The organism is Pontibacter sp. YIM B11418, assembly GCF_059278805.1.
The window spans coordinates 325,091-339,112 of the sequence record NZ_JCAEMH010000003.1; the positions used below are offsets into that span (position 1 = coordinate 325,091).

A 14,022-nucleotide genomic window follows, 5' to 3' on the forward strand; every position below is an offset into this window, starting at 1 on the left:
TAGTCTTATTATACCTGTCAGTGATATTTTAGAGTAACGAAAGAGCTTATACCTGATTCAGGCAGTTGAGGAAAAGTCCCCCTTTGAAGGGGGCAGGGGGATGTTAATCGTGCATATGAAACCGCAGCTACATTAGTTATACCTGATCAGTGGCAGTGGCACGAGCTCCACTCCTACAGCACGCGCATTTCGATGCGGCGGTTCTGGCTACGGTTTTCGTCTGAAGAGTTTGGCTTAACAGGGCGGTTCTCGCCGTGACCTACGGAGGTGATGCGTTCCTTCGGCAATTTGTTGCTGCGCAGGTATTCAGCTACGGAACGGGCGCGCCGCTCGGAGAGCACCTTGTTATCAGCATCAGAACCAACATCATCGGTGTGGCCCGAGATCTCAATCTTAATAGCAGGATTTTGCTGCATGAAAGTGATGAGCTTATCGAGCTCTGTTTTCGACTCACGCTCCAGCTTATACTGCCCCGTGTCGAAGAACAGGTTATTGAGCACAATCGCCGCTCCGGACTTGATCGGTTTCAGGTATACGTCGAGCGCAACGGGGTCAAGCGACTTGCGGGAGGTATAGTCAAAGCTCAGGCTGTTCATCAGGAAACCGGGCGCTGATACGTAGAGTGCGTACTGCTGTCCTTCGGAGAGCACAATGGTATACTCGCCCGATACCTGGTCGGAGTTCACCTGCTGCACCAAGGAGTCAGCACTTACGTCGTAGAGCTGCACGACCGCGGCAATCGGCTTTTTGGTATCGGCGTGAAATACTCTGCCCTGGGCATAAGTACTTTTTACTTTGCTGCGCCAGTTTTCAGGCACGTCCAGTTCGTACAGTTGGATTGTTGCGGCGCCGGCTTCCGTCATTTCCTGACGGGAGTAGTAGCCTTTTTTATTGTCGGCTGTGATGAAGAGCGAGCCTTCATCGGCATAGGTGTTAAGCGGATATCCCATGTTTTCGGGTGCACTCCATTTGCTTTTGTTATCCTGCGATGTCATAAACACATCGAGGCCGCCCATACCCAGGTGCCCGTCGCTTACAAAATAAAGCGTACTCCCACTCACGTGGATGAAAGGCGCCATATCACGGCCTTTTGAATTCACAGGTTCGCCCAAGTTCTCAGGCTTCTGCCACGAGCCGTCTTCATTCAGCCGGGTCACCCAGATGTCTTCTTTGCCTATACCTCCCGGCCGTGTGGACGTGAAGTATAAGGTGCGCCCATCAGCAGAAAGGCTAGGCTGAGAGTCCCATGCTTTGGAGTTCACAACCGTACCCATGTTCTTGGGTTTGCTCCATTCATCCCCGCTCCTGAATGATATGTACAGATCGCAATCGCCCTGGCTGTCAGAGCGGTTGCAGGAGGTGAATACAATGGTTTTGCCATCTCCGGAAATGGTAGCGGCTCCTTCGTTGGCAGTCGTGTTGATGGATGGAGAGATAGAGTTTGGTGGACTCCACTGGTTGTCGCGGTACTGGCTGACAAATATGTTTTCGTCCTGGTCAGGGCGGTGGCCGGCACGTGCAGTAAAGATCAGGTGGCGCTGATCGGCAGTGGTGGATGGAAAGTACTGCAGTTCAAAGCGGTTGACATTGCCTGGTAGTCTGACCGGGTTGAAGCTCACCGGTTTCTTCATGGCCTCGGCAGCAAACTCAGCGGACTGGATCTGCTGACGGGCAAAGTCTGTCATGCGGCCGTTGCGGGGCTTACCGCGCAGGAAAAGCTCAAAGTTTTTGCGGGCATTCTCATAATCACCCCGTTCAAAATACAGGTCTGCCAGATCAAAATAGCTGTTCATCAGTCCGGCATTAAAAGGCTTGAGGGTCAAGCCTTTCTGCAGGTTTTCAAACACCTCGGGCTTGTTGCCCATGGCCCGATGCAGACTCGCAATTTTCAGGTAAGCGTCAGCATATTTTGGGTCACGTTCAATAGCCTCATCAAGGTAAGTGAGTGCCTTGTTAAAATCACGTGCCTGAGCTGCTTCTTCGGCTTTGTAGTAGAGTGTTACTGCTTTTCTGGAATTGGAGGCTGGTCTGTCCTGTGCCAGGCAAGAGGTTGCTATACTAAGGGTAATCAGAGTCAGAAGAAGCAGCGGCTTAAGCATAGCTTTACGGAATATCCATGTACTTGTGCGTCTGTAAGGACACACGCCATTGGGGGTTGTTTTTAACGTATTCGACAATAAGCGGCATTAATTGCCCGGCTTTGCTCCACTCTGGCTGCAGGTATAGCTTACAACTGGCCCCTACCCTTTCCGCATGCTCTTCTGCCCACGCAAAATCCGATTTGTTAAATATAATGACTTTTAGCTCATCTGCAAAAGGATATACAGAAGCATCTGGTGCCTTGAATTTTTTAGGAGACAAACACACCCAATCCCAGTGACCGCTCAACGGGTAAGCCCCGGAAGTTTCGATCATGGTGCGTATACCTGCCTCCTGCAATCCGGCTGTTAGCGGGTGGAGATTGTACAGCAAAGGTTCGCCTCCTGTTACTACGACGGTTTTGCCCGGAAAGGTTTTGGCAGTATCCACGATCTCAGGTACAGGCGTGAGCGGATGCTGTTCAGCGTCCCAACTCTCCTTCACATCGCACCAGTGGCAGCCCACATCGCAGCCTCCCAGCCTGATAAAGTAAGCGGCCGTGCCGGTGTTGCCACCCTCCCCCTGTATGGTATAAAAAGCTTCCATCAACGGAAGTTCACTGCCATCTTTAGGCACTGTATGAATCGAGGCAGTCTTGTATGCTTTTGTCGTTTCCAATTCTGTATTCCATCGGCTATACCTGATCACTCAGGTATAGACCTTCATTAAATTAAAGCCCGGCTATACCTATACAAAGTGTAAGCGTTACCGAACTTGCAAAGTTAGTTAAAAAAGCAACAAGGTAGAGATCAACTTATGTTCCGCTATACCTTAGAGGAACATAAACTTCTGTAGTCAGGCAGTTGTAGGGACAGGTCGCGACCTGTCCGAAACGTGCGAAAGAACTTGCAGATTGGAGACTGAAGAAGTGCCGGCTATTTCAGGTAAAGTTAAGTAAACGCTCTTTCGGACATCCGTGTCCGAAAGCCATCTGTTGGGGATGTCCACATCCCCGTGTTCCAAAGTAGTTACCAACTCTTCGGGATTTATCAATCCCGAAGTATACTGTAGGGGATTTCCTAATGCCCGTGTGTGGATTTCGTTTGCATGTATACGGGGACAAGGATGTCCCCAGCAGAACTACTTTCGGACACGAATGTTCGAAAGAGCGCTCAGGAGCGCGCCGGCTGCCTACCTCCCCATGTGCTTACAAGAGCATGGGGTAACAGTTAGAAACAGACACCTCCTTTTTGATTCAGAAGCAGGTATATCTGAATCACTTTATGAACAACAGGAAGCCTTCATGGAGATGTTCACAATATGTTCAGAGGAAGCGATTAGCTGATCTAATTCTAAAAAAAGCCCCTTGCCCATTTTGGAGGGCAAGGGGCTTTCATCAAGGTAGAGGGCAAACGATAGTTTACGCGTATACTTCTTTTCTTGCCGCTCTCAGCGTGTTTTTCAGCAGCATGGCAATCGTCAATGGACCAACACCACCTGGAACTGGCGTAATGTAGCTGCATTTTGGTGCCACATTGTCAAAATCTACGTCGCCGCGCAGTCTGTAGCCCGACTTGCGGGTAGGGTCCGGTACACGGGTTGTGCCCACGTCGATCACCACAGCGCCTTCTTTTACCATATCGGCTGTTATAAGACCAGGTATACCTACAGCGGCGATGATGATATCAGCCTGCCTGGTGTGGTAGGCCAGGTCGTATGTGTTGCGGTGGCAGAGGGTCACTGTGGCATTGCCCGGGTAAGCGGCTTTGGCCATCAGGATGCTCATGGGAGAGCCCACAATATTGCTGCGGCCGATCACCACACAATGCCTGCCACTTGTTTCGATGCCGTAGCGTTCGATCAGTTGCAGGATGCCATATGGGGTGGCAGGCAGGAAAGAAGTCAGGCCGGCCACCATGCGGCCCACATTTGCCGGGTGAAAGCCATCCACGTCCTTCTTCGGGTCTACCGCTTCCAGTACTTTCTGCGTATTGATGTGCTTTGGCAGCGGCAACTGCACGATAAAGCCATCTACTTCTTCGCTCTCGTTCAGCTCCTGTATCTTGTTAAGCAGTTCTTCCTCGGTTACATCGTCCTCGTAGCGCACCAGGGTAGAGCCGAAACCAACACGGTCGCAGGCTAGCACCTTGTTGTTCACGTACGTGACAGAACCACCGTCATTGCCTACCAGTATGGCCGCCAGGTGCGGCACCTTGCCACCATGGGCTTTAATTTCGGCAACTTCAGCAGCAATTTCTTGCTGAATGGCTTCGGATGTTTTTTTACCGTCGAGCAGAATCATGTTTATAGTTAAAAGTTATGAGTTAAGCGTTCTGAGTTTTTTTGACAAAGGAAATTTGGACTAAATACAAAATCGATTCATCATCATGAAGTCCTTTTGTCTATATGTCTTTGGTCTATGCATTTTAAGCGACAAGCCCCGGCGCGCGGAGGCACGTCGGGGCTTGGTAATGTTAGTCGAGTTTGAGCACAGCTAAGAAGGCTTCTTGCGGAATTTCCACGTTGCCTACCTGGCGCATGCGTTTCTTACCTTTCTTCTGTTTCTCGAGGAGCTTGCGTTTACGTGAAATGTCACCGCCGTAGCACTTGGCCAATACGTTCTTACGCAGGGCCTTTACCGTTTCGCGGGCAATGATTTTCTGCCCGATAGCCGCCTGTATAGCGATCTCGAACATCTGACGCGGTAGCAGCTCCCGTAGCTTTTCGCAGAGGCGTTTGCCCCAGTCGTAAGCCTTGTCGCGGTGCACAATGGCACTCAAGGCATCCACCTTCTCGCCGTTCAGCATCACGTCAAGCTTCACCATGTTCGACTGACGGAAACCGATCAGCTCGTAGTCAAGCGAGGCGTAGCCTCTGGAAATAGTCTTCAGTTTATCAAAAAAGTCGAACACGATCTCAGCAAGCGGCATTTCAAACGAAAGCTCTACGCGGTCGCTGGTCAGGTAGGTCTGGTTCTTCAGAATACCGCGCTTGTCCATGCAGAGCGAGATAATCGGACCCACATACTCGGCCTTCGAAATGATCTGTGCCTTGATGAACGGCTCCTCGATGCGGTCGATGTAGTTCGGCTCCGGCATTTCGGAAGGGGCATTCACCTTCAGCAACTCGCCCTTGGTAGAATAGGCGTGGAACTGCACCGACGGCACCGTAGTGATCACCGTCATGTCGAACTCACGCTCCAGACGCTCCTGCACGATTTCCATGTGCAGCATTCCCAGGAAGCCGCAACGGAAACCAAAGCCGAGGGCGGCGGATGTTTCCGGCTCCCATACCAATGAAGCGTCGTTCAGCTGTAGCTTCTCCATAGAGGCTCGCAGTTCTTCGTACTCGCTGGTCTCTACCGGGTATATACCGGCAAATACCATCGGTTTCACGTCTTCGAAGCCCTGTATACCTACTGCAGGACGGTCGACGTGCGTAATCGTATCGCCAACTTTTACCTCTTTTGCATTCTTGATACCTGAGATTAGGTAGCCCACGTTGCCGGCAGCCATCTCCTGCCGCGGTTCCTGGTTAAGTTTCAGCACCCCGATTTCGTCTGCTTCGTAGGTCTTGCCGGTGTTGATGAACTTTACCTTCTCCCCCTTCTTGAGTGTTCCATTATAAATTCGGAAATATACCTCAATACCTCTATAGGAGTTGAAAACCGAGTCGAAGATGAGGGCCTGCAGTGGAGCGGCAGGGTCTCCTTTCGGAGCCGGCACGCGATCGCAAATGGCGCTCAGTATATCTTCTATACCGATGCCTGCCTTACCTGAGGCATGAATTATGTCCTCTCTGTCGCAGCCGATCAGGTCGATGATCTGGTCACTTACCTCCTCCGGCATGGCGTGCGGGAGGTCGATCTTGTTCAGCACAGGTATAATCTCCAGGTCAGAACCGATGGCCAGGTATAGGTTCGAAATCGTCTGCGCCTCTATACCTTGCGAAGAGTCCACGATCAGCAGCGCACCCTCGCAAGCGGCAATTGAACGGGACACCTCATAGGAAAAGTCGACGTGCCCTGGGGTGTCGATCAGGTTCAGTACATAGTCTTCTCCCTTGTAACGGTAGTTCATCTGGATGGCGTGGCTCTTGATGGTGATGCCGCGCTCCCGCTCCAGGTCCATGTTATCGAGCAGCTGGTTTTGCATTTCACGCTCTGCCACCGTCGAGGTAAACTCTAACAGGCGGTCAGCCAAGGTACTTTTACCATGGTCAATGTGGGCGATGATGCAGAAATTGCGAATGTTCTTCATATAAGTTTAATACGAGAACAAAGTTAATAATATTCCTGTCAATTTAATTCAACTAAGTGCTGACAGCACGAACTAAATCTGTTATACACGTCAGCAAACTCGTCTTGTAACCCTCCAGCTCCGTTTCCACAGTTCTCATCCCGACACTGGTTTTCAGCGCTTCAATGCTAGCCCAAGCGTACTTCCGACAGCTATATGCCTGAACTACAGTACAATTTTTTTCTTTTAAGTGTGAGTCCCAGAGTTGCTTTCATCTTCAGAACACACTATATTGTAAAAGTCTATATATGTCTATATAAAACAACACAATGACCGGCAACAACAGCATCCACGAGAAAGTAAGAGAGAAAATTAAGGAAGTAGAGGCGCTGAACGAAGAAATACCGGGGGTAGTCATCATCCACTGGCTCGACAGCGGACTGGTGGAATATTTATCTGAACGAGGAGCAAAAGCATTAGGCACTACCCAGGAAGAAATAAAGGCGATGGGCCTGGATTACTACAAAAGATACTTCAACCCCGAAGATGCTGAATACTATGTACCCAAGCTACTCGGATTGATAAAGCGCAATGATATAAATGAGTTTGTCACTTACTTCCAGCAGGTGCGGCTGTTGCAGCAGCAGGACTATGTGTGGCATTTGAGCAGTTCCAAAATTTTTATGCGGGACGAGGAAGGCATGCCCCTGTTGTCTATCACGGTGTCTATACCTGTGGATCCGGACCACCATGTAACGCCGAAGGTGGGCAAACTACTGGAAGAAAATATGTTCCTTCGAAAAAACATGTCTACCTTCTCCCAACTGTCCGGGCGCGAACGGGATGTCCTAAAGCTGACTGCGCTGGGCAAAAGCTCCTCCGAGATTGCCGATGAGTTATTCATTGCGACATCCACCGTCGAAACCCATCGCCGCAACATCAAAGCCAAGTTAAATGCCACAACATCTTACGAACTGGCCCAATACGCACGTGCTTTCGATCTGATATAGCCCTTATTAGCAGTCCCTTTTCTAAAAGCCGGCCAACACGCTTATTCAGGCCAGATCGCTATTGGCCACAAGGCCCGTCAGTGCGGATAACAGAATCCCTTTCCTTCCGTTGAAGCGAATACCGGTTTGGACTTCCAGTGTATGCTCAACCCTGTCAATCCTGCGCGAAAATGACTATATTCGCATCAAATTTGAAAAATCCTTGTTAGTAAATTATGCAAGTTACTAAAATAGAGCCATATAAGCCCGTTAACCATATTCGTATCGTGACGGCAGCCTCCCTGTTCGACGGGCATGACGCTTCGATTAACATTATGCGCCGCATCATACAGGCCTCCGGCGCCGAGGTGATTCACCTGGGTCATAACCGCTCCGTGCAGGAAATTGTGGACTGCGCCGTGCAGGAAGATGCGCAGGCCATCGCCATTACCTCGTACCAGGGTGGTCACTTGGAGTACTTCAAATACATGTACGACCTTCTCAAAGAGCGCGGCTGCGGCCATATCCGTATTTTCGGCGGCGGCGGCGGGGTCATTCTGCCTACTGAGATCGAGGAACTGCACGAATACGGGGTTGCCCGCATCTACTCCCCTGACGACGGCCGCGCCATGGGCCTGCAAGGTATGATCAACGACATGCTGGAGAAATGCGACTTCCCGACAGGCAAAGACCTGAACGGCGAAGCAAAACACCTGCGTGATAAAGACCCTAAAGCCATCGCCCGCCTGATCTCGGCGGCCGAGAACTTCCCGGAGGAAGCCCGCAGCATCCTGAACGAAGTGAGAGAGCACGCTAAAGAAGTAAAAACGCCGGTGCTGGGTATAACCGGTACGGGTGGAGCCGGTAAATCTTCATTGGTAGATGAGCTGGTGCGTCGTTTCCTGATCGACTTCCCTCAAAAGAAGATTGCCATCATCTCCGTAGACCCGTCGAAGCGTAAGACAGGCGGCGCTCTGTTAGGTGACCGCATTCGCATGAACTCGATCTCTAACGAGCGGGTATACATGCGCTCGCTGGCTACCCGCCAGAGCAACCTCGCCCTGAGCAAGTATGTGCAGGACGCGGTGGATATAGTGAAGGCGGCAGACTTTGACATGATCATCCTCGAGACTTCAGGTATAGGTCAATCTGATACCGAGATCATCGAGCACTCCGACATGAGTTTGTATGTGATGACGCCGGAGTACGGTGCCGCCACGCAGCTTGAGAAGATCGACATGCTCGACTTTGCCGACGTAATCGCCCTGAATAAATTTGACAAGCGCGGTGCCCTTGACGCGCTGCGTGACGTGAAAAAACAATACAAGCGTAACCACCAGCTCTGGGATGTGAGCGACGATGAGATTCCCGTATTTGGCACCATTGCTTCGCAGTTCAACGACCCGGGCATGAACCAGCTATACCGTGCCGTGATGGCCAAGCTGTCGGAGAAAACAGGTATAGCCTTCGACTCCAACCTGCAGACTTCGAAGGAAATGTCGGAGAAGGTATACATCATCCCTCCTGCCCGCACCCGCTACTTGTCTGAGATCTCCGAGACCATACGCAACTACGATAAGTGGACGAAGGATCAGGGCGAGATTGCTCAAAAACTCTACGGCATCAAGAAGTCGATAGAGGCGGTGCAAGGTATAGAGGTTGAAGACAAAGATCGTTTGATCAAACAGCTTGAGCAGGCTTATTCCGAGGTGGAGCTGAGCCTGGATGGACAGAACAAGAAAATTCTTGAGAACTGGAAAGACAAAGTACAGGCCTACAAGAATGAGTTCTACATCTTCAAAGTGCGCGACAAAGAACTCAAAATAAAGACGCATACAGAGTCGCTTTCACATCTGCAAATTCCGAAGGTATCTACGCCGCGCTACGAGGCATGGGGTGATTTGCTGAAGTGGAACCTGCAGGAGAACGTGCCAGGTGAATTCCCTTACACGGCGGGTGTATTCCCGTTCAAGCGCGAAGGCGAAGATCCAACCCGTATGTTTGCCGGTGAAGGCGGACCGGAGCGTACGAACCGTCGCTTCCATTATGTGAGCCTAGGTATGCCAGCCAAGCGTCTGTCAACAGCCTTCGACTCGGTAACCTTGTACGGTGAAGACCCGGATTTCAGACCAGATATTTATGGTAAAATTGGTAACTCTGGCGTGAGTATCTGCTGCCTAGATGATGCCAAAAAACTGTACTCTGGCTTTAACCTGGCCGACCCGATGACGTCGGTTTCCATGACCATCAACGGTCCGGCTGCGATCCTGACCGGCTTCTTTATGAACGCCGCCATCGACCAGCAGTGCGAGCTATACATCAAGGAGAACGGCCTGGAAGAGGAAATCAACCAGAAGATTGACGCTATTTATAAAGAGAAAGGTATAGCGCGTCCGCAGTACCAGGGCGAACTGCCACAGGGCAACGACGGCTTGGGCCTGATGCTACTTGGCGTGACGGGCGACCAGGTATTGCCAGCCGAGGTATACGAGCCGATCAAAACGCGTACCCTGGCAGCCGTGCGAGGCACCGTGCAGGCCGATATTCTGAAAGAAGACCAGGCACAGAATACCTGCATCTTCTCCACGGAATTCTCGCTGCGTTTGATGGGTGACGTGCAGGCCTACTTCATCGACAAGAACGTACGCAACTTCTACTCGGTGTCCATCTCCGGTTACCACATTGCAGAGGCAGGTGCCAACCCTATTTCGCAGCTGGCCTTTACGCTGGCCAACGGCTTTACATTTGTGGAGTATTATGTGAGCCGTGGCATGGACATCAACAAGTTTGCGCCGAACCTGAGCTTCTTCTTCTCCAACGGCATCGATCCGGAGTATGCGGTGATTGGCCGTGTGGCACGCCGTATCTGGGCAAAGGCGATGAAGCACAAATATAACGCCGATGCCCGCTCGCAGATGTTGAAGTACCACATCCAAACGTCCGGCCGTTCGCTGCACGCACAGGAAATTGACTTCAATGACATCCGTACCACGCTGCAGGCCCTCTACGCAATCTACGACAACTGTAACTCGCTGCACACCAATGCCTACGACGAGGCGATCACAACACCAACTGAGGCCTCTGTTCGCCGCGCTATGGCGATCCAGTTGATCATCAACCGGGAGTTGGGTCTGGCTAAAAATGAGAACCCGCTGCAAGGCTCCTTCATCATCGAAGAGCTAACGGATCTGGTGGAAGAAGCCGTGTTGCTGGAGTTTGACCGCATCACGGAGCGTGGCGGTGTGTTGGGAGCCATGGAGACGATGTATCAGCGCGGCAAGATTCAGGAGGAAAGCTTGTACTACGAAACGCTGAAGCACACCGGCGAATACCCGATCATCGGCGTGAATACCTTCCTGTCGTCTACCGGCTCTCCTACCGTGCTTCCGACGGAGGTTATCCGCGCGACGGAGGAAGAAAAGCAGTATCAGATCGCGATGTTGCAGACCTTACAGCAGCGCAATGCTGACAGAACACCTGAGATGTTGAAGCGCCTCCAGCAAGTGGCCATCGCCAACGGCAACATCTTCGAAGAGATGATGGAAGCCGTGAAATACTGCTCGCTGGGCCAGATCACCAATGCCCTGTTTGAGGTAGGCGGACAGTACCGCAGAAATATGTAAGCACTTAATTATAAGATGCCCGCTACTGCTGGCGTTAATAAAAAAGGAAGGCCGGGCAATTGCCCGGTCTTCCTTTTTTATACCTACTGACAGTAAGCAACTTGACAACTAATTGCCGCTTTGCAAGGTATTATAGAACAACAAACAAGCATCGCGTTTATGAAAACAAAAGACAAAGACTTAGAAGACTTCCCGTTTGTGCTGGTAGGTTCCGCCCTCCTCTTTTTAGGCCTGGCCACTTATGTATACCTCAGCACCCGGATCGAAGAAGATGACATCAATTTTGATCTTTGGGACGAAGACGTCAGCAACTATGCCTGATCAAGAACAGGTATAGGTCGTTTATAAAAGATTGAGATTAGCTCTAAAGATAAATAACAAAAAGCCAGTCCGCCATACCTTGTCAGGTTGCGAACTGGCTTTCTTACAGGTATAGCTTATCCTTATAATGCGAAGTTGCCGGATGCCTCCGGTTGGAAAGTTACTTTCTCTATCTTATAGTTGATGGTGCCAGATGGTACGGGCCACTCTACCTCGTCGCCTTCTTTGCAGCCGATAATGGCGGTGCCTACCGGGGCAAAGATCGAGATCTTTCGGGCATTCACATCGGCGTCCTTCGGGTATACCAACGTGATTTCCATCTCCTTGCCGCTTTTCATGTCCCGCAGCAATACACTGGAGTTCATGGTCACAACCTCAGCCGGAATCTCATCCGAAGCGACTCTCTTGGCCCGCTTCAGTTCCTCTCCCAGCTTGGCAATGTTTGCCTGCATACCTGGTCCCTGCCGTTGCTGCTGCACCAGTTCAATCAGGCGCTTATAGTCCTGCTCCGTAAGATAGATCACATTTTCCATATCAATTAAGTACGTAATTTTTGCTGATAGGACTAGATGAAGGCTGTTTTGGGAAATAAATATCCCGGAAGCTCTTCGTTTGCCCCTGCTCCACTCGTCTGAATATTTTGTCAGGTGTAATGCCTTCCAGCGATGCAAATCCACAGGCCTCCATCACCTCAATGGTAGACTTAATGGTATTGCCGTGGAAGTTGGCCACCCGCACTTTTTTATCAGCTACGTCCAGCCCCTGGTACAGGTTCTTGTCCTGTGTGGCTATACCTACCGGACAGCGACCAGAGTCGCACTGCAGGGCCTGTATACAGCCCAGCGCGAACATCATGCCGCGGGCACTGTAGCAAATGTCGGCTCCCAATGAAATAGCCTTGATAATATCCACCCCTGTAATGATCTTGCCCGCCGCAATCAACTTGATCTCGTCACGCAGCCCGTACACCTCGAGCATGTACTGCACGTAAGCCAACGCATCGTAAAGCGGCATACCCAGACTGTCGGTAAACTCCAGCGGTGCTGCACCAGTGCCACCCTCTGCCCCGTCGATCGTGATGAAGTCCGGGTAGATGCCGTTGTGCTTCATCTCCATGCACAATAGCTCAAACTCCTGCTTATTTCCTATACAGAGCTTGATGCCAATAGGTTTGCCCTCTGACAGTACACGCAATTGCTCGATGAAAAGCAACATCGTGAACTGGTCGCTGAAAGCAGAGTGCGCCGGCGGAGAAGCCACCGTCGTATGAGGCTCCACCTTACGTATGGCCGCAATCTCAGGTGTGTTTTTAGCGGCAGGCAGTATACCGCCGTGACCTGGCTTAGCACCCTGCGACAATTTAATCTCCACCATTTTGATGTGCGGATGAGCCACCTGCTCCTGAAACAGCTTTTCAGAGAAGTTGCCATCTTTGTCACGGCAGCCGAAGTAGCCTGTCCCGATCTGCCAGATCAGGTCACCGCCTCCCTCTATGTGGAAGGGACTTACGCCACCCTCGCCGGTGTTATGTGCAAAGCTGCCCAGTTTGGCACCAGCACTCAGGGCAGTCACGGCAGTTTTGCTCAACGAACCGTAACTCATGGCCGAAATGTTATAAATAGAGGCGCTGTACGGCTGCTTGCAGCGGCTACCCCCTACTGTCACGCGCAGGTCCTGGGCCTGCACATGCGCCGGGAACATGGTATGGGCGATCCACTCAAAACCGGCTTCCTGACTGTTGGCCTGCATCCCGAAAGGCACCGTTTGGCGCACGTTTTTAGCACGCTGGTACACAATGGAGCGCTGCCGGCGGCTGAAAGGCTTGCCATCCAGGTCGGACTCAAAGAAGTACTGCCGGATTTCCGGGCGGATGCTCTCAAAGAAATAGCGTAGGTACCCTACTAGCGGGTAGTTGCGCAAAATAGAATGCCTGCCCTGTCGGACGTTAGCTAGGTATAGCATGTGAAGCGGTAATATGGCCACAAACAGCCACAGGTACTGCCGTTCGAATACCGATAAAAACAAGGTAATCAGATAAGCTGATAAAAAGGCATATCCCATGGACTGCCTTACACTGACCTTACTTGCCATGATAAAAAATAGGTGAAAATGAGTTAAATAAAGGGAATTTGGTAAACCAGAAATACGTAATTACCAGTTTTGTTTGCAGGAGGCCAGAGCTGTAAGCTCCGGCTTACTAGTTAAAGGCCTTGGGGGAGGAAAGAAAGTTAAGGCAATAGCCGTTCAATTCATCACACATTGCGACATGATGAGAAGCTGCTACAAGTCCCGAAGCAGGTATAGCAAGCCAAAAAGAAAGGTATCTGCCTGTTGGCCTCATAATCTTTATGATTGATACTGCAAAGTTAGCGGAAAGAAAAGGAGAAAACACAAAAATCAGCCACTAATAATTATAAGTCGCCGTATTTTGGCTACAATTGCCGGACAACGAACCAACTTTACGTTTTATTTCTAAAATACAATTCATGAGCCTATAACGGGTATAACCTTAATCTCTATATAGCGTTAAGAAACTTAAGTTTAATTCTTCAGGCTAACAAACATGATGCGCTTTACGAAAATCTCCTCTCTCCTGCTTATCGGCACCACATTTGGCTATTTCATGAAAGGCTGGATGTCACCTGAGCAGCTCCAAATGGACCTCCACGAAGAAGACATACACCTGTATCTCTAGACTTGCGACTTTTGTTTTGATAAATTACAAAGCAGGTTTCACAACCTGCTTTTTTTATCCCCGTACGGCCCTTTATA

Annotated in this window: 10 protein-coding genes; 4 read left to right on the forward strand and 6 right to left on the reverse strand. The window is 50.7% G+C overall.

The annotated features are described in order from the left end of the window. Window positions 1–173: 173 nt before the first annotated feature. From AC4QZR_RS09120 to lepA, 4 genes are all read right to left on the reverse strand, one after another. Complete coding sequence (locus AC4QZR_RS09120; RefSeq protein WP_494480627.1) at window positions 174–2,099, reverse strand: OmpA family protein; 1,926 nt, start codon at window positions 2,097–2,099, stop codon at window positions 174–176. 4 nt (window positions 2,100–2,103) lie between these two features. Further along, window positions 2,104–2,757, reverse strand: coding sequence for a 7-carboxy-7-deazaguanine synthase QueE (locus AC4QZR_RS09125; RefSeq protein WP_494480628.1), 654 nt, complete (start codon window positions 2,755–2,757; stop codon window positions 2,104–2,106). Window positions 2,758–3,499: 742 nt separating this feature from the next. Then, window positions 3,500–4,381 (reverse strand): bifunctional 5,10-methylenetetrahydrofolate dehydrogenase/5,10-methenyltetrahydrofolate cyclohydrolase, encoded by an 882-nt coding sequence (locus AC4QZR_RS09130; RefSeq protein ID WP_253405960.1) that lies wholly within the window; start codon window positions 4,379–4,381, stop codon window positions 3,500–3,502. Between the two features lie 172 nt (window positions 4,382–4,553). Further along, the gene (gene lepA / locus AC4QZR_RS09135) at window positions 4,554–6,338 is read right to left on the reverse strand and encodes a translation elongation factor 4 (protein ID WP_253405961.1); all 1,785 of its coding nucleotides are present in this window, start codon (window positions 6,336–6,338) and stop codon (window positions 4,554–4,556) included. A gap of 308 nt (window positions 6,339–6,646) precedes the next feature. Here lepA and AC4QZR_RS09140 point away from each other — a divergent pair, with 308 nt between their 5' ends. From AC4QZR_RS09140 to AC4QZR_RS09150, 3 genes are all read left to right on the forward strand, one after another. Then, window positions 6,647–7,327: a LuxR C-terminal-related transcriptional regulator gene (locus AC4QZR_RS09140; RefSeq protein WP_494480629.1), complete on the forward strand. Its 681-nt coding sequence runs from the start codon at window positions 6,647–6,649 to the stop codon at window positions 7,325–7,327. 215 nt (window positions 7,328–7,542) lie between these two features. Further along, on the forward strand, window positions 7,543–10,929 hold the full coding sequence (locus AC4QZR_RS09145; RefSeq protein ID WP_494480630.1) for a methylmalonyl-CoA mutase family protein: 3,387 nt from the start codon (window positions 7,543–7,545) through the stop codon (window positions 10,927–10,929). A gap of 159 nt (window positions 10,930–11,088) precedes the next feature. Continuing rightward, window positions 11,089–11,250, forward strand: coding sequence for a hypothetical protein (locus AC4QZR_RS09150; protein WP_494480631.1), 162 nt, complete (start codon window positions 11,089–11,091; stop codon window positions 11,248–11,250). 122 nt (window positions 11,251–11,372) lie between these two features. Here the strand turns inward: AC4QZR_RS09150 and rnk are convergent, their stop codons facing one another. Together rnk and AC4QZR_RS09160 are read right to left on the reverse strand one after the other, a co-directional pair. After that, window positions 11,373–11,783, reverse strand: coding sequence for a nucleoside diphosphate kinase regulator (gene rnk, locus AC4QZR_RS09155; RefSeq protein ID WP_494480632.1), 411 nt, complete (start codon window positions 11,781–11,783; stop codon window positions 11,373–11,375). Between the two features lies 1 nt (window position 11,784). Beyond that, window positions 11,785–13,341, reverse strand: coding sequence for an FMN-binding glutamate synthase family protein (locus tag AC4QZR_RS09160; RefSeq protein ID WP_494480633.1), 1,557 nt, complete (start codon window positions 13,339–13,341; stop codon window positions 11,785–11,787). A gap of 472 nt (window positions 13,342–13,813) precedes the next feature. Here AC4QZR_RS09160 and AC4QZR_RS09165 point away from each other — a divergent pair, with 472 nt between their 5' ends. Beyond that, the gene (locus AC4QZR_RS09165) at window positions 13,814–13,945 is read left to right on the forward strand and encodes a hypothetical protein (RefSeq protein ID WP_262890279.1); all 132 of its coding nucleotides are present in this window, start codon (window positions 13,814–13,816) and stop codon (window positions 13,943–13,945) included. The last annotated feature ends 77 nt before the right edge of the window (window positions 13,946–14,022 follow it).